General features: G+C 47.0%; 20 protein-coding genes and 1 other RNA gene. 15 read left to right on the top strand and 6 right to left on the bottom strand.

Annotation, left to right across the window (positions count from 1 at the left end; genetic code table 11):
• Positions 1-184: 184 nt before the first annotated feature.
• Entirely contained in the window at positions 185-415 is a 231-nt protein-coding gene (locus G588_RS0116195; RefSeq protein ID WP_022779759.1) for a hypothetical protein, read from the bottom strand.
• A 174-nt stretch (positions 416-589) separates the two neighbouring features.
• On the opposite strand from G588_RS0116195, the gene G588_RS0116190 reads away from it, so the two are divergent.
• A complete protein-coding gene (locus G588_RS0116190) occupies positions 590-1,681 on the top strand; it encodes a PucR family transcriptional regulator (RefSeq protein ID WP_022779758.1) in 1,092 nt (363 codons plus the stop codon).
• Positions 1,677-1,911, top strand: an RNA gene (gene ffs, locus G588_RS22215) — signal recognition particle sRNA large type. Before G588_RS0116190 ends, ffs begins: the two co-directional genes overlap by 5 nt.
• Before the next feature lie 107 nt (positions 1,912-2,018).
• Here the strand turns inward: ffs and G588_RS0116185 are convergent.
• The gene (locus tag G588_RS0116185; protein ID WP_022779757.1) at positions 2,019-2,447 is read right to left on the bottom strand and encodes an RrF2 family transcriptional regulator; all 429 of its coding nucleotides are present in this window, start codon (positions 2,445-2,447) and stop codon (positions 2,019-2,021) included.
• A 145-nt stretch (positions 2,448-2,592) separates the two neighbouring features.
• Between G588_RS0116185 and tadA the strand changes: the two genes are divergently transcribed.
• The 7 genes from tadA (at position 2,593) to G588_RS0116150 (ending at position 12,395) form a co-directional block, all read left to right on the top strand.
• Positions 2,593-3,126, top strand: a complete 534-nt coding sequence (tadA, locus tag G588_RS0116180) for a tRNA adenosine(34) deaminase TadA (protein WP_022779756.1) — start codon at positions 2,593-2,595, stop codon at positions 3,124-3,126.
• Positions 3,123-4,664: a DUF3502 domain-containing protein gene (locus tag G588_RS0116175; RefSeq protein ID WP_022779755.1), complete on the top strand. Its 1,542-nt coding sequence runs from the start codon at positions 3,123-3,125 to the stop codon at positions 4,662-4,664. Before tadA ends, G588_RS0116175 begins: the two co-directional genes overlap by 4 nt.
• 105 nt (positions 4,665-4,769) lie before the next feature.
• Entirely contained in the window at positions 4,770-7,061 is a 2,292-nt protein-coding gene (locus G588_RS0116170; RefSeq protein ID WP_022779754.1) for a hydratase, read from the top strand.
• Positions 7,062-7,068: 7 nt separating this feature from the next.
• Positions 7,069-8,631 (top strand): glycoside hydrolase family 9 protein, encoded by a 1,563-nt coding sequence (locus G588_RS0116165; RefSeq protein ID WP_081644390.1) that lies wholly within the window; start codon positions 7,069-7,071, stop codon positions 8,629-8,631.
• 78 nt (positions 8,632-8,709) lie between these two features.
• The gene (locus G588_RS0116160; protein WP_022779752.1) at positions 8,710-9,501 is read left to right on the top strand and encodes an alpha/beta fold hydrolase; all 792 of its coding nucleotides are present in this window, start codon (positions 8,710-8,712) and stop codon (positions 9,499-9,501) included.
• Positions 9,502-9,525: 24 nt separating this feature from the next.
• Positions 9,526-11,157, top strand: a complete 1,632-nt coding sequence (locus G588_RS0116155) for a UDP-N-acetylmuramoyl-tripeptide--D-alanyl-D-alanine ligase (protein ID WP_022779751.1) — start codon at positions 9,526-9,528, stop codon at positions 11,155-11,157.
• A gap of 29 nt (positions 11,158-11,186) precedes the next feature.
• Positions 11,187-12,395, top strand: a complete 1,209-nt coding sequence (locus tag G588_RS0116150) for a D-alanine--D-alanine ligase family protein (RefSeq protein ID WP_022779750.1) — start codon at positions 11,187-11,189, stop codon at positions 12,393-12,395.
• 68 nt (positions 12,396-12,463) lie between these two features.
• Here the strand turns inward: G588_RS0116150 and G588_RS0116145 are convergent, their stop codons facing one another.
• Together G588_RS0116145 and G588_RS0116140 are read right to left on the bottom strand one after the other, a co-directional pair.
• On the bottom strand, positions 12,464-16,621 hold the full coding sequence (locus G588_RS0116145; RefSeq protein WP_022779749.1) for a lectin like domain-containing protein: 4,158 nt from the start codon (positions 16,619-16,621) through the stop codon (positions 12,464-12,466).
• Positions 16,622-16,813: 192 nt separating this feature from the next.
• Entirely contained in the window at positions 16,814-17,539 is a 726-nt protein-coding gene (locus G588_RS0116140) for a lysophospholipid acyltransferase family protein (RefSeq protein ID WP_022779748.1), read from the bottom strand.
• A gap of 214 nt (positions 17,540-17,753) precedes the next feature.
• On the opposite strand from G588_RS0116140, the gene G588_RS0116135 reads away from it, so the two are divergent.
• Genes G588_RS0116135 through G588_RS0116120 form a run of 4 tightly spaced genes read left to right on the top strand, consistent with a single transcriptional unit; the run spans position 17,754 to position 21,848 of the window.
• Positions 17,754-18,803, top strand: a complete 1,050-nt coding sequence (locus G588_RS0116135; protein ID WP_022779747.1) for a hypothetical protein — start codon at positions 17,754-17,756, stop codon at positions 18,801-18,803.
• Between the two features lie 17 nt (positions 18,804-18,820).
• Positions 18,821-20,107, top strand: a complete 1,287-nt coding sequence (locus G588_RS0116130) for a dihydroorotase (protein ID WP_022779746.1) — start codon at positions 18,821-18,823, stop codon at positions 20,105-20,107.
• Between the two features lie 23 nt (positions 20,108-20,130).
• Complete coding sequence (locus G588_RS0116125) at positions 20,131-20,931, top strand: dihydroorotate dehydrogenase electron transfer subunit (protein WP_022779745.1); 801 nt, start codon at positions 20,131-20,133, stop codon at positions 20,929-20,931.
• A gap of 11 nt (positions 20,932-20,942) precedes the next feature.
• Positions 20,943-21,848, top strand: a complete 906-nt coding sequence (locus G588_RS0116120) for a dihydroorotate dehydrogenase (protein ID WP_022779744.1) — start codon at positions 20,943-20,945, stop codon at positions 21,846-21,848.
• A gap of 72 nt (positions 21,849-21,920) precedes the next feature.
• On the opposite strand, the gene G588_RS0116115 is transcribed toward G588_RS0116120, so the two are convergent.
• Positions 21,921-22,544, bottom strand: a complete 624-nt coding sequence (locus tag G588_RS0116115) for a hypothetical protein (protein WP_022779743.1) — start codon at positions 22,542-22,544, stop codon at positions 21,921-21,923.
• Between the two features lie 236 nt (positions 22,545-22,780).
• On the opposite strand from G588_RS0116115, the gene ispE reads away from it, so the two are divergent.
• Both ispE and G588_RS0116105 read left to right on the top strand, forming a co-directional pair.
• A complete protein-coding gene (ispE, locus tag G588_RS0116110) occupies positions 22,781-23,650 on the top strand; it encodes a 4-(cytidine 5'-diphospho)-2-C-methyl-D-erythritol kinase (protein ID WP_022779742.1) in 870 nt (289 codons plus the stop codon).
• Between the two features lie 23 nt (positions 23,651-23,673).
• Positions 23,674-24,126: a DUF1934 domain-containing protein gene (locus G588_RS0116105; RefSeq protein WP_022779741.1), complete on the top strand. Its 453-nt coding sequence runs from the start codon at positions 23,674-23,676 to the stop codon at positions 24,124-24,126.
• A 33-nt stretch (positions 24,127-24,159) separates the two neighbouring features.
• Here G588_RS0116105 and G588_RS0116100 read toward each other — a convergent pair whose 3' ends face one another.
• A complete protein-coding gene (locus G588_RS0116100) occupies positions 24,160-24,633 on the bottom strand; it encodes a type II secretion system protein (RefSeq protein WP_022779740.1) in 474 nt (157 codons plus the stop codon).
• Between the last annotated feature and the right edge of the window lie 417 nt (positions 24,634-25,050).

Genomic DNA, 25,050 nt, shown 5'->3' with positions numbered 1-25,050 from the left:
AGGAAATTCCTCCGAATTTCCTATTAAACAAAAAACGCTCCGCTATGGATGCGCACTCGCGCGTAAGGTATATGTTGCATAAATGCAACCGCGCTCGGCGCGAGCATGTTGCGAGCAACATGCTTTTTTATAACACAAGACCGGCAAATGAATTTGTAGAAAAAAGTGTTGTACCATGTAGCGATCATGAATGTTCTCGTCTTGAAGATAAGGCAAACAATACTACGACTGCTCCAACTGCGCACACCGCAGTTCCGGTGATAAGTATGAATCTTCTGTTGGTGAGCCATCCACCCCGGTCGATGATGCCGGCGATAAGGGGCTGACAAAGGGCAGAGGAAATATTGGCGATGGCGAGAAGTATTCCAATCTCGGTGTTGGTAAAACCGTTGGCCAGAAGAAATACTGCGGCCATGTGCGTATCCTTTTTTTGGAATAAAAACAATAAAATGTGAATTGTGCTTCTATATATTGTGGATTTTAACATACTCCGGGAAGATTGTGCTATTATAATGTTAGATATGGAGCAATTCGCATCAATGTGATATAGTGTCATTTGCAGTAAATGCCTAAAAAAGGAGCAATAGTTATGATATCAGCGCAGACTATAAGAGCAAGTATTGAGGAACTCGGGGCCATTTCCAAGGTTGAGCTATGTGTCATGGATCTTGGTGGAGAAGTGGTGGCAGCAACCTCAGAGAGGGAATTTCTTGATATTTCCATAATAATAGGTTTTGCCAATTCTCCGGTGGATTCCCAGGTTATCGGAGATGTTCATCTGTTCAAGGTGCTGGATGAGGGAGATCCCGCTTATGTTCTTCTGGCCAAGGGCGACAGCGAGCACGCCTACATGATCGGCAAGATCGGTGTCAGCCAGCTGCAGAATCTTATAGTTGCCTACAAGGAGAGGTTCGACAGGAACAACTTTTTCCAGAATCTTCTTTTGGACAATATGCTTCTTATTGACGTATATAACAGGGCCAGGAAGCTCAAGATCGAGGTCAATGTTCCTCGCGTTATTATTCTGGTGGAGACAAGGCACTCCCAGGACAACACCGCTCAGGAGCTACTGAGCAGCATGTATGGTCAGCACTCCGGGGACTATGTGACAGCAGTTGATGAGAATAACGTCATTCTTATCAAGACTCTCGCCAGAAGCCAGAATTACAACGACATTGCGCAGATCGCCACGACCATCGTGGATATGATGAATACCGAGGCGATGCTTAATGTAAGGGTATCCTATGGAACCATCGTTGAGGAGATCAAGGACCTGTCCAAGTCCTACAAGGAAGCCAAGATGGCCCTTGATGTTGGAAGAATCTTTTACGCAGAGAAGAGAGTCAATGCTTACAACGAGCTGGGAATCGGAAGGCTTATCTATCAGCTTCCCGAGAGCCTGTGCAGGATCTTTATAGATGAGATCTTCGGAGGAAAAGAGGTTCCGGATGACCTTGATGAGGAGACTCTTAACACCATCAGCAAGTTCTTTGAGAACAACCTGAACGTGTCTGAGACTTCAAGACAGCTGTTTGTTCACAGAAATACGCTGGTGTACAGGATTGAGAAGCTGGAAAAGAGCTCGGGACTTGATGTCAGAAAGTTTGACGATGCGCTGACCTTCAAGATCGCGCTCATGGTTATCAGCTATATGAAGTATCTGGAGAGCAGAAACAGCTGATAAAATAGTACTTGCTAAAATTACTAATTTTAAGTATATTTATATAGCGGCTTTGCGAGAGGTGTATGTAGCAGTCCTTCTTGTTTAGCAGCGGGTCTTATGCAATGGGAATCTGCGAACCGTGTCAGGTCGGGAACGAAGCAGCACTAAACAGAACCTCTCATGTGTTGTAAGGGTGCCTGTTGCTTGCGGGGGACGTGCATGCATCTCTCCCAGAGCCGCTTTTTGGTGACAGGCACTGCATTTAACTAAAGTGACAGGCACTGCAGTAAGCTAAAGTGATTTTTACTTTAGTTTACTGTAGTGCCTGTCACTTTAGTTAAATGTAGTGCCTACCTCAATCACTCTCGCCCCTACGGTACTGGACCACAAGATCCTCCAGGGTGAATTTATCCACGTAATCATTAACCACCTTATCCAGCCCCTGCCAGAAGCTTAAGGTTACGCAGTTGTCGGATAAGGGGCACTCAACACCGCTCTCCTTGGCGGCGCACTCCACGGGGGAAAGGTTACCTTCCATCACGCGAAGGATGTCGCCCACAACGTAGTCCTTGGGGGCTCTTGCCAGGCGGTGTCCGCCGTTGTTGCCGCGCATGCTGCGAAGAAAGCCGGCCTTGTTAAGGACGGTCACAATCTGCTCGAGATATTTGATGGTGATGTTCTGCCTTGCGGAAATATCCTTGAGGGCGATGAATTCACCCTTGTCGTTAACTGCAAGATCTATCATTACTCTGAGGGCATATCTGCCTTTGGTGGAAATTCTCATTTAATTCTCCTTGTATCCGGATTTGCGTGTTATGTTAATAGAACTTATAATTAAAATAGCGTGTTGCCTATTATATCAGATAATCTTGGCAATTACTACTAATTTGATATGAAATGTGTGAAATGACAAAAGGAATTGTTATTATATGGCAAAAAAGATAAGACCCCGGCAGGAGATAAGTCCACAGGAGCAGCAGGACATCAAATATATGAAGGCGGCCATCACCCAGGCCAAAAAAGCCTACAAACTGGGAGAAGTGCCCATCGGCTGCGTCATAGTCTATGAGGACAAGATCATAGGCCGTGGTTACAACAGAAGAAATACAGACAAGACAACGCTGGCCCATGCGGAGATCACGGCTATCAAGAAGGCCAGTAAAGTAATAGGAGACTGGAGACTGGAGGGGTGCAAACTCTATGTGACCCTTGAACCCTGCCAGATGTGCGCCGGAGCCATAGTTCAGGCCCGTATCCCGGAGGTTATAATGGCAGCTGAGAGTCCTAAGTCCGGCTGCGGCGGTACAGTACTTGATATTTTGAACAACCCTGATTTTAATCATCAGGTCACGGTAAAAAGAGGAGTTCTTGGGGCCGAGTGCAGCGCCCTTCTCAAGGAATTTTTTGTGGAACTGAGGATCAGAAACAAAGCTGAAAAAGAGCAGAAAGGGAATCCCGGTTGAAAAAGAGACTTTTTTCCATGGTACTTGTAATAGTATTGCTACTGCCGATACTGTGCTCCTGCGGCATGGGCGGCAGCAGGGAAAATTCGCTCTATCCGGCTGTTAACTTCATGGAAAAGCCGGTAACCATAACCTATATGACCATCGGTGACAAACCAACCAACGGAAGGACCGAGGAGGTTGTGGAGAGGATCAATAAGATTCTGGAAAAAGAGATAAACGCAAGGCTGGATATTTTTTACGTCAGCTGGACCGATTATCTTGAGAATTATAACCGGACATTGAGTGAAGAGACGGTTAACATCGACCTGGTGGGGACCGGAACGGACTGGCTTGATGCCTGGAAAAATGTTGTAAACGGCAATTTCCTTCCCATGACGGAGGAAATGATAAGGACATACTGTCCCAGGACCTATGCCAATGTCAGCAGCTCCCAGTGGGAGGCTTGTAAGTATAACGGTAATATCTATTTAATCCCGGAGAATGAGTATGAGCAGTGGACCAACCACGGCTTTATCTACAGAGGCGATATCGCAGGGCAGGCGGGGATCAACTCTGTGGAGACCTGGGAAGATCTGACTAACTATTTTCTGTATGTCAGGGAGAATTATCCCGACATGATACCTTGGGATGCTTCCGGCGACATTTCTGTGGTGGCGCTGGGCTATCTCATGTCCAAGACCAAATATGTTCCGATTTATGAAATAACAACATACGGAATCTGGGGTGCGTACAACAACGATTTGGGTACGCTAAGATCCCCTTTTTACAAAGGAGAGGAACTGGTGGAGTTCGCCAGGCTCATGAGGGAGTGGAACCAGATCGGGGTATTCAGACCTGATAATTCCGTTGCCGGCGACAATACTGAGGAGTTCCTGCAGGGAATCACCTCTGTGGATCAGCACCACACGCAGAAATATTACACGGAGACCAAGCCTTCCCTTGAACTGTCGCAGGTGGGGGCTGATGCGAAGTTCTTCTGGTTTGGCAAGGAATCCGGGAATCTCCTTCGAACCAGTATACTTCATGGGGCAATGGCCGTCAGCGCAAGGTCAAAGAATCCGGAAAAAGCCCTTATGGTCTACGATTATCTTAGAAACGACGAGACCTGTTACAGGCTCATCCGATATGGAATAGAAGGGACTCAGTATGAGATCAACGATGAGGGCATGCTGGAGAAGCCAAGCGGCTACAATCCCGACAAGGACAGCATAACCACCAACTTCTGGTGGGGCAGGCGTGATGCTCTGGAGATACAGGATTCCGGAGCTGCCTGGGAGGATTACAATGAGTTGGTAAAAGAGTATGAGCAGGTGGCCATGGACTACCCTTGGGATCAATATCCTTTTGCCACGGCAGATATAAGCGAAAGAGTGGACAGGATTAATGAAGTATGCGCCAAATACATCCCGGAGATAATCTATTGTAACTACAGGATGAGTCCGGAGGAAGAGGTGGCGGCCTTCAGGGAGGACCTTAGGCTCGCGGGATATGAACTTGTTACAAAAGAACTGCAGAAAATCCTCGATTCACATTAATTTTGCCACTACCAACATGGTGCCGATTATGGTATTATGGCGCTTAGAATAATTGTATACATGTATGACGGCAATAAAAAAGTACAAAAAGGCAGGAGGAATTTTATGGTTACAACGTTGGAAACCGGATGCTATCTGGTAAATGGTAATACTTTGATACCCGATGATTCACAGGCTAATGCGCAGCTGGCTGCTCTTGGAGAAGGCTCTGTAACTAAGGAGAGCGCTAAAAAGAACACCATCGCTTACGGAATTCTCAGTAAACACAACACTTCCGGAAATATGGACAAGCTCTGTGTCAAGTTCGACAAGCTTACTTCCCATGACATCACCTACGTGGGAATCATCCAGACAGCAAGAGCTTCAGGACTTGAGAAATTCCCTATTCCCTACGTTTTGACCAACTGCCATAACTCACTGTGCGCGGTAGGCGGAACCATCAACGAAGATGATCACATGTTTGGACTTACCGCAGCTCAGAAATACGGCGGAATCTATGTACCACCTCATCAGGCGGTAATTCATCAGTTTGCAAGAGAGATGCTGGCTGAGAGCGGAGCTATGATCCTTGGTTCCGACTCCCACACAAGATACGGAGCACTGGGTACAATGGCTATCGGAGAGGGCGGCCCCGAGCTGGTTAAGCAGCTCCTTGGACAGACCTACGACGTTGATATGCCCGGCGTTGTTGCCATCTATCTTGAAGGCGAACCCAAGAAGGGAGTTGGACCTCAGGACGTGGCTCTTGCCATAATCGGCAAGGTATTCGGCGACGGCTATGTCAAGAACAAGGTTATGGAGTTCGTAGGACCCGGCGTTGCCAAGCTGTCCGCTGACTTCCGTATCGGCGTTGACGTAATGACAACAGAGACCACCTGCCTGTCCTCAATCTGGCAGACAGATGATGAGATCAAGGATTTCTATGAGATCCATGGTAGAAGCGAAGCATATAAGGAGCTTAAGCCCGGCAAGGTTGCTTACTACGACGGAGTTGTTAAGGTTGACCTTTCCAGCCTTAATCCAATGATCGCAATGCCTTTCCACCCCAGCAACGTATATGAGATCGCAGAGGTTAACGCAAATGCGGCTGATATCCTTGCAGACGTTGAGAAGCGCGCTAAGGTAAGCTTTGGTGACAAGGTTGATTTCTCACTTCAGAGTAAGATTAAGGACGGCAAGCTCCTTGTTGATCAGGGAATCATTGCAGGCTGCGCCGGCGGCGGATTTGAGAATATCTGCGCTGCAGCTGATATCCTTAAGGGCAAGTTCATCGGTAACGACAGATTCACCCTTAGTGTATATCCCGCATCCACACCTATTTATATGGAGATTGTCAAAAACGGAGCGGCAGCAGCAATCCTTGAGTCAGGTGCGATCCTCAAGACTGCTTTCTGCGGACCCTGCTTCGGCGCCGGAGATACACCTGCCAACAACGCCTTCAGTATCAGACATTCAACCAGAAACTTCCCCAATAGAGAAGGTTCCAAGGTTCAGAACGGCCAGGTTGCTTCCGTTGCACTTATGGATGCAAGATCAATTGCCGCAACCGCAGCTAATCAGGGCATACTGACTCCGGCTACTGAGTTTGACGCTAGCTTCGAGAAGTACAAATATCATTTTGACAGCAAGATCTACGCTAACCGCGTATTTGATTCCAAGGGCAAGGCAGACCCTTCGGTAGAGCTTCAGCTTGGTCCCAACATCAAGGACTGGCCCAGCATGGTGGCACTTACCGACAATCTCCTCCTTAAGGTTGTTTCTGAGATCCACGATCCCGTAACAACTACCGATGAGCTCATTCCTTCAGGTGAGACTTCCTCCTACAGATCCAATCCTCTTGGTCTTGCGGAGTTCACTCTTTCCAGAAAGGATCCTGAGTACGTTGGAAGAGCCAAAGAGGTATATGCACAGGAGCTTAAGAGACGTGAGGATGTTCCTTTTGACAAGATGAGCGAGGACACCGCTGCAGCAGCTAAGGCCGTACTTACACAATTCCCTGAGGTGAGCGCAGCCAACACCGGCATTGGCTCCACCATTTTCGCAGTTAAGCCCGGTGACGGATCTGCGAGAGAGCAGGCAGCTTCCTGTCAGAAGGTTCTCGGAGGCTGGGCTAACATCGCCAACGAGTATGCCACCAAGCGTTATCGCTCCAACCTTATCAACTGGGGTATGCTTCCTTTCATCATCAAGGAGGGCGAACTTCCCTTCAAGAACCTTGACTACATCTTCCTTCCCGGAATCAGGAAGGCAGTTGAGAACAAGGACAGCGAGATCAGGGCCTTCGCAGTTAAGGACGGCGCACTCACAGAGTTTACCCTGACTCTTGGCGGACTTACCGATGATGAGAGACAAATTATTCTTGATGGTTGCCTGATTAACTATAACCGCGTAAAATAAAGGTGTTATGAAGCATTTTTTGAGGGCGGATAGATTATCTGAATATTTGGCAGTTGCAATACTGCTTGGAAGCGTCGCAGGCTGCGGCGCTTCTTCGGTTGAGGAAAAAAGCGAGGCACCTGTAGCAGCTCCGGTAAATATAGTCTCAGGGGATATCAGCACCGATTATGAGTCGCCGGTTCAGCTTCCGGGAACACTTGTGGATCAGCTCGGATTTAAAACGGACTCTGATAAGATGGTGATATTTAAGGGCACTGATCTTGAAGGCGACTTCTTTGTTAAAAACCTTGATACCGGGGATGTTGTATATACCGGACAGGTACAGAGCTACGGACGAAGCGGTGATGAGGAGTACTGCGCAGCAAGGTTTACGGAGTTCAAGGAACCGGGCAGATACTGTATTTATACGGATACCTTGGGCGAGTCCTATTCTTTTACGATTAAAGAGGATCTGTACGACGAGCTGCTGAGCAGTGCCTGCAAGAGATATTACATTAATAGATGCGGAACGAGCCTATCTGAGGAAAATGCCGGCAAGAATGCCCACAGCGCCTGTCATACCGCTATGGCACATCTCAAGGAGGATTCCCAGACAGAACTGGATGTTACCGGAGGCTGGCACATGGACAGCCAGGGTGACAGAGACGCTGCTCTTGGCAGCCGGATAGCGGAGGAACTTCTTATTGCCTATGAGCTTAATCCCGAGTCTTATACCGATGACAGCGGGATTCCGGAGAGCGGCAACGGTGTTCCGGATATTCTGGATGAGATCAGATATGAGGTGGACTGGCTTCTTAAGATGCAGGATCCAAAGACCGGAGGCGAGTACGGAGCTGCTCTTACGACCGGGTCAGAGGACGAGGACGTATTTGCAAGACCTGTGGTGGTGACACCGGTGTCAATGGAGGCCACCATATCCTTTGCATCCATGATGGCCAGATTTTCCTATTTTTATCAGAAGTATGATCCTTCCTATGCAACTACCTGTCTTAGGGCTGCCGATAAGGCCTTTACCTGCTTTTTGAACAATCAGAAGGCTGAGGATAGCAGCGGGACATTCAAGGCTGCCGCGCAGCTCTACAGAGCGACGGGAAGTGATACCTACGTGGAGGTTCTGGACAGCTTTTTTGCAGGCAAGGACTTTATGGATAAGTTCCATGAGGATGAGAATATTTTCCTGGGGGCTGTGACCTATATTTCTACGAGCCAGCCCGTTGATATGGAGCGCTGCAGCGTTATAATGAAGGCTCTTATGAAAGAGGCGGAGGACATTGCCAAGGAATCCTCGGAGGAGGTTTTTAAAGTAGCTGAGCCTGAGAATCCTGGCGATTTTGAGAAAATGCTGGATGATATGAGGTGCCTGTCAATAACCAATCATATTATCTATAACCACGAATATACCACGATTATTGAAAATCACGCCCATTATATGCTGGGAATGAATCCGGAGGCTGTGAATTACCTTACGGATGACACAGAGAGGACATATGCGGATGCCGGCAGGAGTGGTGTTATGCACGATCCGCAGCAGGATGCGCTTTTGATACTGATGCTGGGCGGCGTTAAGTGATATCAGCATTTTTTACCATGTATTTGCAAGGATAAGGAATTTGAAAAGGCCGGTGGTCGGTGCTAAGATGGTTACGATATGAATACAAATATTAATGGACTTAATATCAATTATATAGATGAGGGACAAGGACCCATGCTGGTGCTTCTGCACGGATGGGGCTCCAACATTGAGCTCTTTAAGGGCATTATTGATTTTACCAAGGGTAAGTATCACGTTGTTGCGATGGATATGCCCGGCTTTGGTAAGAGCGATGAGCCAAAAGAGCCTATGGATGTGGATGATTATGTGAATTTTGTCCTGGCTTTTATTAAGGAGCTGTATCCTGATGAGAAGGAGATCATGTTCCTTGGCCATTCCATGGGAGGCAGGGTTATAATCAAGCTCACCAGCGCAGTACATGACGGAAGGATCAAGGCTGATTTTACCGTGCCGAAGGTTATTCTTACAGATGCTGCGGGAATCAAGCCTGTGAGGACTAAGGCTCAGAATAAGAGGACCAAGAGATACAAGTTCTACAAGAATCTTATTACCAAGACCGGAATCGTCAAGCTGTTCCCGGGAACTCTGGATGCTCTTCAGAAGAAGTTCGGAAGTGCGGACTATGCGGCTGCTTCGCCTGTTATGAGACAGAGTCTTGTTAAGGTGGTCAATGAGGATCTTGCGCCCTATATGCCTTCTGTTACAATGCCGGCTCTTCTTATCTGGGGGGACAGGGATACTGCGACCCCGCTTTCTGACGGGCAGCAGATGGAGAAACTTATGCCTGAGGCAGGGCTTGCTGTTATTAATGGCGTTGGCCACTATTCATTTTTAGAGAACCCTGTTCTGTACAACAGGATTCTCGGAAGTTTTTTGGGAATTAACTAAAGTTTACTTGATGTGAGGTTTTTTATGGTTTTTGCATTAGTTCTGTTGGTGTACGCACCGCCGATAATCTTAGCGGTATTGGGACTTCGTTATCACACCCATATGCTGCAGCTCTCCAGCTATCAGTTCCAGGGGTATTACAGACACCTGCGAAACAGTAAGCTGTTGCTGCTGGCGCATTTTCTCTTTTTAATAAGGGGAATTGCTGAGAGAGCGGTGGAACTTCTTCACAAGCCTGTGCGAATTGCAGGAGGACTTGTGCTTGGCGCTGCATATTTGTGGCTTCTTTTTAGGTATATACCAAAGCCTGCCAAGAAAAAGTTCGTGGTAACAGCCAGAGTTAAGCGTTTGTTTGCGACATACACTGTATTGTCAGTTCTGATACTTTTCCTTCCTTGGATTGTTTTGCTTATAGAATCTGCAAGGGGCAATGCGTCAATTGGTGGAAATATTTACAGACCTGCGTTTATTTATATGGCGCTGATTCCTTTTATCCCGGCAATTGCCAATTTCATCAATATGCCAATTGAAAAGGGCATCAATCAGCATTATATTAACGATGCGGTAAGAATTCTTCGAAGCAACAAGAACCTTAGGATCATAGGCATTACCGGAAGCTACGGTAAGACCAGCGTTAAGTACTATCTGACAACTCTTTTGTCCGAGGGCTTCAGAGTCCTTATGACACCGGAGAGCTTCAACACTCCCATGGGAATTGTCAGAACCATAAGAGAGCATATGAAGCCTACCCATGAGATTTTCGTCTGCGAGATGGGAGCAAGGCATTTACATGATATAAAAGAGATCACGGATTTTGTTCATCCTGATGACGGAATCGTCACTTCTATCGGCTACCAGCACCTTGAGACCTTTAACAGTCTTGATAACATCATCAGCACCAAGTATGAGCTACTGGATGCGGTGGATCAGAAGGAGAAGGAGGAGGGCAAGGCCCCCGGCAAGCACCTTAAGTTTGTCAATGGCGACAATGAGATCATTCGCGCCAATATGAAATACAAGGATGCCGTTACCTACGGACTGTCTGAAGGATGCGACTTCAGGGCCACAGACCTTAAGGTTACCGGAGCAGGAACAAGCTTTACCGTAACAACTCCTGCCGGCGAGACAGCTGAGTTTTCCACAAGACTTGTGGGTCAGCACAATGTAGAGAACATCATGGGAGCAATTGCCTGCGCCAGCAGCCTGGGCATACCCCTTACCAAGCTGAAGATGGCGGTAAGGCGCCTTCAGAGCGTGCCTCACAGACTTGAACTTACAAGGCACGGCAATGTTTCTATTCTGGATGATGCTTACAATTCCAATCCCAACGGAGCCAAGGTTGCTCTTGATACACTTTCTCTTTTTGAAGGAAACGTCAAGATCCTGGTTACCCCCGGAATGGTTGAGCTGGGTGAAAAAGAGGATGAGTACAACAAGGAGTTTGGCAAGCAGGCAGCAGCTGTTTGCGATTATATTATTCTTGTTGGAGAGAAGCAGACCCATGCCATTAAAGAGGGCATTTTGGAGGCCGGCTTTGACAGCGAGAGGCTCTTTGTGAAGAACAGTTTCAATGAGGCTTCACAGCTGATGTATGAGCTTGATGCGGGAAGGGATAAGGTAATCCTTTTGGAGAACGATCTTCCCGATAATTATTGATATAGGTTTTATTAAGAAAGAAGGATATTATGAAGTTAAAAGTAGCGGTTTTATTTGGCGGCAAAAGTACAGAGCATGAGATCTCAATTATCTCTGCAATCCAGGCTATAGGACATATCAACAAGGATAAGTACGAGGTTATCCCCGTATACATGACCAAGGAAAATGATTTCTATGTTGGCGAGGATATCGGCAAGATCGAGGAATATACACATATTCCGCAGCTTCTTAGTAAGAGCACACAGGTAGTGTGGATCAAGGATAAGGAGACAGTATCTCTTGTAAGATACCCTCAGAAGAAGTTTGGTAACAACGTTATCACAACCGTTGACGTTGCATTCCCTATTGTTCACGGAACAAACGTTGAGGACGGAACCCTTCAGGGCTTCCTTGCTACTCTGGGACTTCCTGTGGTTGGCTGCGATGTTCTCTCATCAGCTGTTGGTATGAACAAGTATGTTATGAAGACTGTACTTAAGGACAACGGAATCGCCGTACTTGACTGCAAGTGCTATACATGGAAGGACTATGAGGATGTTGACGCACTTGTTTCCAGGATTGAGAAGGCTTTTGCCTATCCTGTGATCATCAAGCCTCTTAATCTTGGTTCCAGCATCGGAATCAAGAAGGCATCTGACAGAGACGGACTGTTGGAAGCTCTCGAGCTTGGATTTGAGTTCTCCAAGAAGATCCTTGTTGAGCCTGCTATCACAGACCTCAAGGAGATCAACTGCGCAGTTCTTGGTGACTATGAGAGCGCACAGGCATCGGAGTGCGAGGAACCTATCAACTCAGATGAGATCCTCTCTTTCGAGGATAAGTATATCGGCGGAGCCAAGGGCTCAGCTAAGGGCGGTGCCAAGAGCGGCGGCAGCAAGGGAATGGCTTCACTTAAGAGAAAGATTCCCGCAGATATCACTTCCGAGATGCGTGATGAGATCAGAAAAATGGCAGTTGATGCCTTTACCTGCCTTGGCTGCAGCGGTGTTTCACGAATTGACTTTATGCTGGATCAGGCCAGTGGCAAGGTATACCTGAATGAGATCAATACTATTCCGGGTTCTCTTTCCTTCTATCTTTGGGAGCCTCTTGGAATGAAGTATGAGGTACTTCTTGATAATATGATCGAGCTGGCACTTAAGGCCGACAGAGAGGCTCACAAGGTGGTTTATTCCTTTGAGACCAACGTTCTGGAAGGCGTTAAGCTTGGCGGCGGTACTAAGGGCGCCAAGGGCTAAGAGCTACAGAATATATAGATATAATAAGCCCGGGAAATCTGTTTGGATTCCCCGGGCTTTACTTATGATCATCCGATTGGTTTAGCGGTTATCTTAAAGGACACGGTCTTTTGTCCGCCGTAGTATTCTCCGTTATATTTTCCGACACCCTTCAGTGTCACTTTTACCACCCCTGTATCAGTTGCCGGTGTGATACTTGCAATCTTATAAGCTCCTGTTGGCCATACATCCTTGCCTGAGGTTACGGTAAAATCCGATGTGCTGACAGACACAGCCTTACCTGTGTACACCACCGATGGGTTCCTGAGTTTGACGGTGGCGTTATTCAGGGACCTGTTTACATAGGTGAAATTGGCTGACCTGGTTGTGCCGGCGTAGCCCCCTTTTCCCGTGACGGTGATGGTTATCTTGGTGCCGGCGGGGATAATGTCCTTGCTGTCTACGACTCCGCCTTTTTTCTTGTAGTTTCCGTCGGTGTAGGTGAACTTGAAGGTCTTATCATAGTCGGTTCCTGCCGTGAGTTTAGCTCCATTGGTATCGTAGATGGAGATGGTGGGCTTGCAGATGCCGGATTTACCTACATAGACAACATCGTCGATACTCATTGTAGTCTTGCTAAGGCTTGAAGGCTTGATCGTGAAGGTTCTGGTGAAGCTTCCCTTGAAGTTGCCTTTGCCGGTTACTACAAGTTTTGGCTGCTTGGCGCCTGTCTGACCCACAGCCTTGTTGTTAATATATTTGACGGTGTAATCTCTGCCGTTTACAAGGGACTGACCCTTGTAGGAGAGGCTCAAGGATGGCTGTACTCCGCCCTTTGTGTAGGTAAAGGAGCCCAGGCTTGCCTCCTGTGAGGAGGAGCTGCGGTTTCCGGACTTAAGCGAAACGGATCCGAGTGTAAAATCGCAGGGAGTGATATTAAAGGTCTTGGTACAGGTTCCTGTGTATTTTCCGATTCCTTTGAAGGTAATTGTTCCTTTGCCGGCGTTGACGTTACCGCTTATCTCTGCAGTGTAGTCCTTGCCCTTAACAAGTGTCACCGGCTCCTTGGTCTCTGCTGAAGTGATGGTCAGAGTATAGGAGGGGGAGAGGGCGTTTCCGGTATAGGACATGGGGCTGATATCAGCTTTTGCCTTGGCGATGGAGGTGGCCTTTATCTTGAAGGTCATTGTCTTACTGCCGGTGTAGACGTTTCCTTTTCCCTTGATAATAATCGTCGCGGTTCCGGGATTAATGTTGTTGTAGTATTCAACGGACATATCCTTGCTTGTAAGGACATAGTTGTTGGCGGTATCTGTCACAACCACCTCCGGGCGTATCTCTTTGCCGGTTGCCTTCTGAACGGTAATTGCTCTGAAGCTGAGTTTGGCAATATTTATCTTGGAATCCGGTTCAAAAATGATCTCGTTGAAGGAGGTTGTGCCGGTATAGGTGCCTTTGCCGGTTATGGTGACCTTGTAGGTTCCGGGATCTGCCTTAACCAGCGAATAGTCACAGGTATAATCAGCACCCTTCACAAGCGCATAGTAGGTATCGCCGATCTTATAGAGAACCTTGGTGTTGCTCTTTTGCACCTTGCCGTTGTATTCAAGGGAAATATCCGCAAGCTTGGCCTTACTGATATCAAGGGGAAGAATGCTGAAGTAGAAGGCGGTGCTTCCCTTGAAATTGCCAATACCGGTCACGGTTATTTTGGCCTTACTTGTGGCGGTGCTGACAGCGGTATTGTTGCTGTATTTGATGGTGACATCTTTATCTATGGTGAGCCGTTTTTTGCAGTCGTATACACGAAGATCATCGAAGGTTATGGGGCCTGCGGTGTAGGGGGTGTCGCTCTGACCTGCGATCCATACCTTATCGGGTACATCCTTGACGCTGGCAAAAAGCTTCTGATCTTCGGAGATAATGTCGCCCCAATCCTCAGTGGGTGTCGAAGGTGCGGGCTCAGAGGGCTCGGGTTCAGGCTCAGGTTCCATAGGTACAGGCTCGGGTTCCGGTTCGGGCTCAACACAGGTTACATCGATGTAGGCTGATATGCCCTCTGATGTCGCGGTAATCCTTGCTTTGCCGGCAGAGAGGCAGGTTGCATTGCCGGAACTGTTGACGGTGAGTACGGAAGTGTTTGAGCTCTTCCAGGTAACGGTCCCAAGCTTATAGGAAGAAGGGACGGGAGTAACCGTATATTGCGCGGTGTCTCCTTTGGTCAGAGATGAAGCGCCTGTCACGGAGAGTGAGCCTAGCTTCTGAACTACGTTTACGGTAAAAGAGGCTTTGAGCTTGCCGCTGTTTACGGAAGCTGTGATAGTTGTGGATCCGGAGGAAACACCCTGAATAGTAACACTGTTTCCTGATGCGGATATGGCAGCCACGTTTTTGTTGCCGGTGCTCCAGGTGATGGTCTTGTTGGTGGCATTTTCCGGTAAAACAGTGGCTGTGACAGTGGTCTTGGCATTTACATCCAGCGAGATGGCTCCGTTTGATACTTTGTCAAAGGTGACCTTGGTGGCATCCACTGTTTTGGCCTTGGCATCCTTGGTAAAAGCCTTGATCCTCAGATTACTTTTGGTTTTGCTGCCAAAGTCCTGCCAGCCTGAGCTGTATTTGCACAGGCTCTGATAAGCCTTGGCGGAGGTGGTTACATCGTACCAATTCGAAGAGTGAACTGCGGATTCATAGCCGTAGCCTGCATTTACTCCGTTTTGTTTGAGAGTTATTACGACAGCAAAGGTGGTGCCGGCTGCAAGATATATCGGTGATGTCAGGTCAACGGTATAATAGCCTGTGTAAGTGGTCTGACCGCTGGCTGAACCCACAAGTGTACCGTTCTCTGGATTGGTAACGGTGCTGCTCTTGTGCGTATAGATCTTGATGTCATAGGAGGAGGCGGGGGTGGGAGCATAGAAGGATACCGCCGTCAGATCCTCGTTTCCTTTGGTGGTAAAAACGTTGGCAGCGGCAGCAGCTGAACTCTCTGTGCCTGTCTGCATTCCGCCGTCGTATTGGTAATTGTGGTCATAGTTGCTGCTCTTTTTGAAAACAAAGGATATCGCAGCTCCGGAAATGGACTTGTCATAATAAGACAGATAGTAGTAACCGCGAAAACTGTTTGCGGATGAAGAGGCTGTTTTCCAGCTGTTTCTAACAATCCAGGCGCCGTCGCCGGGAGCCTTGGTAATAAAATTATCGCGGGAAAAATTGTCATCCCATCCTACCAGTACGATGTCGTGATTCTGGCTTACATTAACGGGGGTATAAACGCTGTTATGAGTGCTGTCATAGTAGCTTTCGTCGGCGCAGACACCGATGTTAACAGCGCCATAGTTATAGATAAGATTTTTGACAGAGGAGATACTGTTCTTATCGCTTGCGACGCTTCCGATAAGATAATCAGTCAGATGGGCCTTGTCAGTGTAGGCAATACTGCTACTTAATGCCTTATATGCGGATTCGGAAGTGGGGTAAGGAGCAGTGGATTCATCTGCTGCGCCAACCCAGGAAGCCAGCACGTTCTGGGCCAGTTGCAGATTGCCTCCTCTGTTGAGGATATGGGTTGAACCCTTGAACTTATTACTGTCTCCGGCTGTACCGCCAAGGGGATCGCTGACTGAGTTATAGGAAAAATATGCAAGGTGAAATTCAGATAGATCGATGTTTCCTGAGGAGTAGATTCCCTGCTTGATCAGATTGATCTCGGCAAGAGCAATAGCGGCATGTGCCCAGCAGGTTCCCCAGGGAGACTGGTTGCGAAGGGCAGGAAGGCCGGAAGTCTTATAGGAAGAGAGAGAGGAATAATCGTTACTTGCCTGGGTATGACCAAGACAGCCCTCTTCTCTTGGAGAGTAGGATCCTGACATGTCAGGATTGACAATATTCGGGGCATTCTCAATCTCCATGTATCCTGAACCTATGATGGGGTATTCTGATACCTCATAATTGTTGGCGTCTTCTTCGGAGAATTCTTCCTGCAATAGTTCTTCAGAAAAGTCTTCCTGAGAAAGTTCTTCTTCAGACAGCTCTTCCAAAAGAAGTTCTTCTGCAGATAGGTCTTCAGTAGTGCTGTCTGTTGTTATTTCGTCAGTATTTTCATCATCAGCCGAAATTTCCGCTTCGGACGATAATTCTGTTACATCTTCTGTAATAAGTGGCTCGTAGTCGGATGCATAGGATATTACTGGACTTCCTGCTGCAAGTGAGACGGATAGCAATAAGGCCAACAATCTTTTTTTCATATGTTTTACTCCCCTTGTAACATTTATCATACTTTCCTATAATACTACGATTTGCCCATACAACAAAGAGTAAAATTCTAAAAATATCGAAATATTCGAAAAATTTAATAATTATATTCAATACATTTCATTAAAAAAAGACGCCTGTCATACTAAGATGAAGGCGTCTGAAAATTTGCTGAAAGACCTGTATTACTGGTTCTTTAAATATGTTTGTTCGATGATGTTCTTGACATACTGATCAATGTTCTTCTGGTCTTCCTTGTCCAGATCCTTGATGATTATGGGCTTGCAGTACTCGATGGTAACGTGGGTGCTGCGGATAAAGGGCATATGCTTTTCAAGAACTTCTTCGGAGTGATTGATAACTACGGGTACGATGGGGCAGCCGGACTTCTGGGCGATCTTGAAGCTTCCCTTATGGAATTCGCCAAGAGGCTGGTCGGTCTTGTTTCTGGTTCCCTCGGGATAGATGAAGATGGAAATACCATTTTTGACCTTATCGATGGCTGTAAGGACCATCTCAAGGCCCTTTCTGATGTCGCTTCTGTCAAGGAAGAGGCAGTCCATGTAGATCATCCATATATTAAGAAGCGGAACCTTGAGAATCTCCTTCTTGGCGATGAAGCCTGTGGGACGGGGAACTCTTGGGTAGCACAGCACGATATCAAAGATACCTCTGTGATTTCCAACATAGAGAACCGACTGGTCCTTGGGAACGTTCTCTTCGCCGATAACGGTCTTCTTAACTCCGCTTAAGAAGGCAACCACTCTGAAGGCCCAGCTGACTATGGCAAGAGATGCTGTCTTTTTGGCCCAGGGATTGAATCTTCCGACTATCCATAAGACTCCCTGAATGGGAAGGCTTAGGATAAGGAATATGGCAACAAATAATACAACGATAATACTGCGAATCATATATAAATATCCTCTTTTCAAATATTACTGATAAATTGACTCATATATTCTCTCATGACTTCACGAAAAATGAAACACTGATTTATATAAAAATACAAGAATTATATAAAATTATATAGGATTATATATATTGAACAGAATTATATAGTATTATATACTATTATATAGAATTATATAAAATAAACCGTTTTATATGAATTGTTTCGGAGGCGTTATGGCAGTAAAAAACCCTTATACCATCAGCTTTGGTAAGATTCCCACCAAATACCTGAGCAGAAATTTCATAATAGACAGCATAGCAGAGGAGTTCGGAAGTGATGAACCTGACGAGCAGATCTTTAAGCTTACGGGAATAAGGGGGACCGGCAAGACTGTTACTCTCACCGATATAGAGCGTAAATTCAGAGGAGATGACGATTGGGTTGTAATCGGAATTCGTTCAGACTCAGATATTATCAGCGAGATAGTTGCCAATCTATACAGTGCAGTTCCGTTTTTAACGAAATTTGTTGATGCTAATCTTAATCTGTCTGCCTTCGGAATAGGACTCAGCATTTCGAAAAAGAGTCCGGTAGCCAGTATTGATTATGCTTTAAAGGTTTTGCTTCAGGAGTTAAAGAAGAAAAAGAAGCGGCTTTTGATTACCATCGATGAAGCGAGGAAAACCAAGGGGATAGTTGATTTTATACAGGAATTCCAGATACTTATAAGGGAAAATCTCCCGATCTTTGCGGTGGTAGCGGGGCTGTATGAAGATATTGAGAGCTTAGAAAACGCAGATGGACTGACATTTTTCCTAAGGGCTACCAAGTATGAAATGACACCCCTTAATATAACTTATATTCGTGATGATTATCAGAATACTCTTAATGTTTCCTATGAAGAAGCAGAGAAGATGGCTTTCATGACCAAGGGGTATGCCTATGCGTACCAGACATTGGGGAAGTATATGTGGGACAGCAAGGAAGAGACCATGACTTCTGAGGTGCTGCGTGCTTTTGACGATGTTCTTTCCGAAAAAGTATATAAGAAAATCTGGAGTGAACTGACACCTAAGGATAAGTGGTTTTTAAGTTTTATTGTAAAAAAAGAAACAATGAGTGCGACAGAACTGCTTACACTTACGAAAAAAAATCACAGTGAGTGGTCTATACCAAGAGCAAGGCTGGCAGAAAAAGGAATAATAGATATTGAGACTCGCGGTGAGATAAGAATCAAGCTTCCCAGATTCAGAGAATTTGTGGAGAGTCAATTATTAGATTAAGGAAAAAGGAGACCGAAATGCTGATATTAAAGGGTGGAAGGCTTATTGATCCCGCAAGTGGGACAGATGAAATAAGAGATATTGTTATAGATGGTGAGCGGATAACCGTGATCTGCGAACCGGGAAGTGACCATATAGCGGAGTATGAGAAGGACAGTGCGAATCAGGTCATTGATGTTGAGGGCAAGGTTGTGGCGCCCGGTCTGGTGGACTGCCATGTGCATTTCAGAGATCCGGGATTTACCTATAAGGAAGATATTATAAGCGGTTCGACTGCGGCTGCCAAGGGCGGCTTTACCACCGTTGTAATGATGGGAAATACCAATCCTCATATGGATAATGTGGCTACAATCAAGGATGTGCTTGCAAGGGGCGCTGTAACAGGGATAAATGTCCTTTGCTGCGGCAATGTCACTAAGGAAATGGCGGGAAAAGAGCTGGTGGACATGGACGCACTTATCGAAGCAGGAGCGATTCTTTTTACCGATGACGGCAAGCCTATAACTGATGCGGATCTCATGGAGAGAGCCTGCGTTGAGGCAGCTAAGAGGGATAAGGTCATAAGTCTTCACGAAGAGAATCCTTCTTTTATCAGCGAGAACGGAATAAATGCCGGAGCGGTAGCCGAGAGGCTTGGAATCAAGGGTTCACCCAGAGATGCTGAGATCTCAATGGTTCAAAGAGACATCGACATCGCAGAGAAGACCGGAGCTTCCATCGTGGTGCAGCATATCAGCGCAGCGGAGTCAGTGGAGCTTATAAGGCAGGCAAGAAAGAGGGGAGTTAAGGTTCACGCCGAGGCAACACCACACCATTTTACCCTGACAGAGGATGCGGTGCTTAAATACGGAGCGCTGGCCAAGATGAATCCGCCCCTTAGACTTGAGAGTGACCGCAGGGCCATAATCGAGGGACTTAAGGATGGAACTATAGAGATGATCGCCACAGACCATGCTCCACATTCGAGAGAGGAGAAGGGGGGTGACCTGGTGAAGGCGCCCAGCGGAATCACGGGACTTGAGACTTCTCTGGCTCTTGGAATCAGAGAGCTGGTGAAGCCGGGGTATCTTACTCTTATGGAATTGCTGGATAGAATGAGCCTTGGATCAGCCAAAGTGTACGGCTTTGATGCGGGAGCTGTGAAGGAAGGCGGCTACGCTGATCTTGTGATATTTAACCCCGAAGAGGAATGGAGCTATGTCAGCAGTGTTTCCAAATCTTCCAATTCACCTTTCATTGGGCAGAGACTTCCGGGCAGGATTTATGGTACAATCTGCAGAGGAAAAATTGTATATCAGGGATAATGGTTTAATCAGGGAGAATTCAGATGTCAGTTAAGATGAAAAAAGAAGCAAAGGTCTTGAGCCAGGGCCTTCTTGCTGAGGGAATCTATGATCTGTGGCTTGAGACGGAAATAGCGAAGGATGCTTGTCCGGGGCAGTTTGTGGGGGTATATCCCACCAATAAGGCAACACTCCTTCCAAGACCCATCAGTATCTGCGAAGTGGACAGGGAGCGTAGCGCTATTCGCCTCGTATACAGAGTTGTGGGTAGCGGCACTGCAGAATTTACGCTGTATCAGCCGGGGGATTATATGACGATCCTTGGCGTTCTTGGAAACGGCTTTCCTCTTGTGGCTGCAGCAGGCAAAAAAGTTGTTGTAATGGGCGGAGGTATCGGAGTTCCGCCGCTTCTTGAGACGGCCAAGAGACTGTCCGAGGCGGATACGCCGGTTAAGCCTGTGCTTGTAAGTGCCGTTATGGGCTACAGAAATTCGGATACATTTCTTTCGGAAGAATTCTCACTTTATTCACAGATACACATCGCAACGGAGGATGGCAGCGTTGGCACCAAGGGAAATGTCATTGATGCCATGAGAGAACAGAACGTGGAAGCGGATGTTATATTTGCCTGCGGCCCCATGCCTATGCTCAGGGCCATCAAGGAGTACGCACAGGCTAAGGGAATCAAGGCCTATCTGTCACTGGAAGAGCGTATGGCCTGCGGCGTCGGAGCCTGCCTTGGCTGTATCTGCAAGACAACCAGGGAAGATCATCATTCACACGTTAACAACGCCCGCATCTGCACCGACGGACCGGTGTTTGACGCAGAAGATCTGGATATGTAAGGGAGGCTAAGATGAATACACAGGTTGAGATAGCAGGAGTTAAATTCAAAAACCCGGTAATGACAGCCTCCGGAACCTTCGGATCAGGCATGGAATATGCGGATTTTGTAGATCTTAATAAACTGGGAGCGGTAGTCACCAAGGGCGTTGCCAATGTGCCCTGGCCCGGCAATCCGGTTCCAAGAGTTGCGGAAGTGTACGGCGGAATGCTCAATGCCATCGGACTTCAGAACCCGGGCGTTGAAGTTTTTGCAGACAGGGACCTTAAGTTTTTGGAAAAATATGACACTAAGGTCATTGTTAATGTCTGCGGTAAGTCCGTGGAGGATTACTTAGAGGTTGTAGAGAGGCTTGCGGACGAGGAGAGAGTTGATATGCTGGAGATCAACGTATCCTGCCCCAATGTCAAGGAGGGAGCCATCGCCTTCGGACAAAAGAGTGCAGCCCTTTTTGACATAACTTCCAGAATAAAAGAGGTGGCAAGGCAGCCCATTATCATGAAGCTAAGCCCCAATGTCACCAGTATCTCCGAGATGGCCAAGGCTGCAGAGGCTGCGGGAGCGGATGCGATTTCTCTTATCAATACCATCACAGGTATGAAGATTGACATTCACAAGAGGAAATTTGCGCTGGCCAATAAGACAGGAGGCCTGTCAGGTCCTGCAATCAAGCCGGTAGCGGTCCGCATGGTATATGAGGCGGCTCACGCTGTTAATATTCCCATAATCGGAATGGGCGGAATTGCTAACGCCGAGGATGCCATTGAGTTTATTATGGCAGGTGCAACCGCAGTTGCAGTGGGAGCAATGAACTTCCATGATCCTTATACAACTGAGAAGGTAGTTAAGGGAATTGAGGAGTATATGATCAGATACGGCGTTGAGGATATTAATGAGCTCAGAGGTATAGTGGAATAAAGCCTTATAACAGGGCATAAAAAAATTGGGCCGGGTACTGTGGGTACCCGGTCCAATACGTTACTAGCAACTTTAAGTCTCTGTTTTTCCGGTGAGATCGTCGAAGCCCTTCATTACTGCTTCATAGGTTTGTTTCGAGATTTCCGGCAGCTCGCCGCCCCAGGTCTTTTCAGCCTGTGCGTAGCCCTTCTCGAAGGCAGACCTCATTTTTTCCAGCTTCTCAGGATCGTCTCCGGCCAGCGTCTTGGCGAAGTCAAGGATACGTTCTGAGGTCTGTTTGACGCCCCAGTAGCCGTCCTCGGCTATGTCAGCCTGTGCCTGTGCTTTGGTAGCTGCGTCTACTGTGAAGTCTCCCTTTGCAAGGAACTTCCACATGGAATCTTCATCATTGTCAGAATTTGCGATGCCGTAAGATTTAGCCTGTTTGCCCATCATCTTCTGGACGATGTCAAGCAGCTGTTGTTGGCGCTGTGCCACATCGGCCTGCATCTGCTTAATGATCTTGGTTCTGTCCGCTTCCTTCTGGGAAATCTTAGGAGTTTGCGCGCTCTCCTCTGATTTCTCATAAACGGCTGCAGCTTCCGGTTTCGCCTGTACTTCCTGATCCTTCTTCTTTTCTTCAACCTGAGGATTAACGGTGGAAGCATAGGTGGTTGCGATGTTGTTAGTAACCTCGGTAACTCCGTTTACGCCCATATTGAACTCCTTTTCCGCGACAGGTTAACTAAATACCGCGCTTGAAACGAAAACCATGGTTTACCTAATCTCCTTTTCGGCATATTTTTAAAAAACTTTAGCCTTTCGACAAAAATTTTTTTAATTTTTTTGGACTTTTTTTCTTGAGTTTGAATCTTTGGGGTGCAAAAATGTAAAAGGCAGACAATATCTGCCCTTAATCGATTTCAGTAATAACAACGGGACGGTGGAAACATATGACAATTGAAAAGAAAGCCTATGGCAAGATCAATCTGGGCCTTGATGTGACCGGAAGGAGAGCCGACGGCTATCATATAGTTCGAATGATAATGCAGAATGTGGACCTTTATGACACCCTTGTCTTTGAAGATAATGACAGCGGTGAGATCAATCTTTTTACCGAGTCTGACAAGGTGCCTTCCGATGGCAGCAATCTTATCTGTAAGGTGGCAAGGCAGCTCCGGGAAGAGTTTGGGGTAAAAAAGGGCGCTGACATCAGGCTCACCAAGCGCATCCCCGTGGCAGCCGGCATGGCGGGCGGAAGTACGGACGGGGCAGCAGCCTATACCGCATTAAATGAGCTCTGGGGACTGGGACTTACTAAAGAGCAGCTCTGTGAGAGGGCTGTTAAGCTGGGAGCTGACATCCCCTATTGTATTATGGGCGGAACTGCCCTGGCAGAGGGAATCGGCGAGGAACTGACGATCATTAAAGATCTTCCTAAGTGTCCTATAGTTATTGCCAAGCCGCCAATCGATGTGTCCACCGGTTGGGTCTACAAGGAATTGGACAGCAAGGAGATTGAGAACCATCCGGACATTGATGGTATCAGAGGGGCCATTGAAGCAGGAGATATCCGCAAAATGTGTGAACTGATAGGCAATGTGCTGGAGCCTGTGACGGCATCAAGATACTCCGAAATAGGACAGCTGGAGAGTCTTCTTGAAGAGGCGGGGGCTATCAGAGCATTTATGACAGGAAGCGGTCCCACTGTTTTTGCAATATTCGAAGATGAGAACAGGGCAAAAGAGGCAGTGGATAAAGTGCTGGCAAGTCAGATAACCAAAGAGGTGTATCTGTCGGGACCCATCAATCCCGATAACTGATCGCAAAAGGGAGTAGTGCTATTATGAAAAAACAAGTGACAGTCCGGGTTACCGGCATACACGCAAGAGACGGCGAGCCCACGGAGAAGATCATCACCAATTCGTCAGGCTATATTGAAGATACCGAGGACGGAGGCTGCATTCTGGAATATGTGGAAGAGCAGGACACAGGAAACGGAAGTATTAAGATCAATAACAAAGTGAACATCGCCCCTGACGGCAAGGGAATTGAGATCATAAGAGGCGGTGACATGGAGTCCAAGCTTGCCTTTGGCGAGGGACTTGTGTACGATACAGAGTACCATTCGCCCTATGGCTCAATGGAGATGACGGTAAGGACCAGCAGCTTTGACCTTGTAAGGACAAGGCAGGACGAAGAAATGAAGCTTATGGCTGAGTATGCCCTTGAAATGGGAGGCCAGGTGATGTCCTCGTCTATGATAATAATTGAGATAAAAAAATCGGAGACTGTTTGATCAGCCTCCGATAATTATTTACATATTCTGTTATTACTTTACCATCTTGGCACCGGCTTTTTCCTGAGCCTTGGAAATAAGGTTCTTGAAGAAGCCTTTCTTTTCTTCCTGAACAGGAGCCTTGCCGTGAAGGCCCTTAACCTCTGTTACGTAGATTCCGCTTACGGAAGCCTTAACTTCCTTTTTAACGGGAACTTTGTCAAAAATCTTCTCATCACAGATAAGGCTCATAACTCTGTTACCAACTCTTACCTTAAGGATGGGAAGCTTGGATCTGCGAAGAAGCTTGGGGGTCTGCTCGATAACGGCCTGAGGAAGACCTGCCTCGTTGAGCTTCATGCGCTTCTTGTCGATGATGAGCATGGTGACGGTCTGCTTCATGGCGTCGAGCTGAGCCTGCTGCTCGTCCTGCTTTTTCTGTGCTCTTTTGCCAAGGAATATAAGGGCTACGATTGCGGCAGCCAAAATAACCATAATTACGATAAATACTATAAGTCCGGTATTCACAACTAAAACCTCCGAATAAATCTTGATAAATGCTAGACCATTGTAGCATTCTTTCCTATATATGGCAACGAAAGTTTTATGGATTTTGAGATAGGACGGGGAAAAGAGCGTAAGTCTGAACAATGACGCACAGTAATAAAATTTTGTCATAACCCATCGGGAATTTATGGCACCTCATCTTGCCAGACGCTCTCCTCTCACGCTGTTCGGGACAGTCGAACGTCTGACAATCTGAGGCGCTCATAAATTCGCCTCAGCGTTATAAGACAAACTTTTATTACTGTACGCCATCGTCCCGCCTTCCGCTTTTTTCCCCCTGTGTATCGATAAGCCATAAAAACTTTCGATGCAGAATAAAAGAAATGCTGCAAATGGTCTACATAAGAGGGGGCAGCAATCATCTTGGGGAATAGTTTG

Origin of the sequence: Butyrivibrio sp. AE3009 (assembly GCF_000420845.1) — a bacterium.
Classification (GTDB): domain Bacteria; phylum Bacillota; class Clostridia; order Lachnospirales; family Lachnospiraceae; genus Butyrivibrio.
The sequence above is the reverse complement of the archived record's forward strand: the minus strand, read 5'-3'. Positions and strand labels throughout refer to the sequence as shown.

What these genes read in the sequence shown, in the direction of transcription:
- G588_RS0116160 (WP_022779752.1), top strand. Translation starts at nt 8,710, where the DNA reads ATGAATACAAATATTAATGGACTTAATATCAATTATATAGATGAGGGA.
- G588_RS0116130 (WP_022779746.1), top strand. Translation starts at nt 18,821, where the DNA reads ATGCTGATATTAAAGGGTGGAAGGCTTATTGATCCCGCAAGTGGGACA.
- G588_RS0116135 (WP_022779747.1), top strand. Translation starts at nt 17,754, where the DNA reads ATGGCAGTAAAAAACCCTTATACCATCAGCTTTGGTAAGATTCCCACC.
- G588_RS0116165 (WP_081644390.1), top strand. Translation starts at nt 7,069, where the DNA reads ATGAAGCATTTTTTGAGGGCGGATAGATTATCTGAATATTTGGCAGTT.
- G588_RS0116195 (WP_022779759.1), bottom strand. Translation starts at nt 415, where the DNA reads ATGGCCGCAGTATTTCTTCTGGCCAACGGTTTTACCAACACCGAGATT.
- G588_RS0116120 (WP_022779744.1), top strand. Translation starts at nt 20,943, where the DNA reads ATGAATACACAGGTTGAGATAGCAGGAGTTAAATTCAAAAACCCGGTA.
- G588_RS0116170 (WP_022779754.1), top strand. Translation starts at nt 4,770, where the DNA reads ATGGTTACAACGTTGGAAACCGGATGCTATCTGGTAAATGGTAATACT.
- G588_RS0116125 (WP_022779745.1), top strand. Translation starts at nt 20,131, where the DNA reads ATGTCAGTTAAGATGAAAAAAGAAGCAAAGGTCTTGAGCCAGGGCCTT.
- G588_RS0116145 (WP_022779749.1), bottom strand. Translation starts at nt 16,621, where the DNA reads ATGAAAAAAAGATTGTTGGCCTTATTGCTATCCGTCTCACTTGCAGCA.
- G588_RS0116190 (WP_022779758.1), top strand. Translation starts at nt 590, where the DNA reads ATGATATCAGCGCAGACTATAAGAGCAAGTATTGAGGAACTCGGGGCC.
- ispE (WP_022779742.1), top strand. Translation starts at nt 22,781, where the DNA reads ATGACAATTGAAAAGAAAGCCTATGGCAAGATCAATCTGGGCCTTGAT.
- G588_RS0116150 (WP_022779750.1), top strand. Translation starts at nt 11,187, where the DNA reads ATGAAGTTAAAAGTAGCGGTTTTATTTGGCGGCAAAAGTACAGAGCAT.
- G588_RS0116105 (WP_022779741.1), top strand. Translation starts at nt 23,674, where the DNA reads ATGAAAAAACAAGTGACAGTCCGGGTTACCGGCATACACGCAAGAGAC.
- G588_RS0116155 (WP_022779751.1), top strand. Translation starts at nt 9,526, where the DNA reads ATGGTTTTTGCATTAGTTCTGTTGGTGTACGCACCGCCGATAATCTTA.
- G588_RS0116185 (WP_022779757.1), bottom strand. Translation starts at nt 2,447, where the DNA reads ATGAGAATTTCCACCAAAGGCAGATATGCCCTCAGAGTAATGATAGAT.
- G588_RS0116140 (WP_022779748.1), bottom strand. Translation starts at nt 17,539, where the DNA reads ATGATTCGCAGTATTATCGTTGTATTATTTGTTGCCATATTCCTTATC.
- G588_RS0116115 (WP_022779743.1), bottom strand. Translation starts at nt 22,544, where the DNA reads ATGGGCGTAAACGGAGTTACCGAGGTTACTAACAACATCGCAACCACC.
- tadA (WP_022779756.1), top strand. Translation starts at nt 2,593, where the DNA reads ATGGCAAAAAAGATAAGACCCCGGCAGGAGATAAGTCCACAGGAGCAG.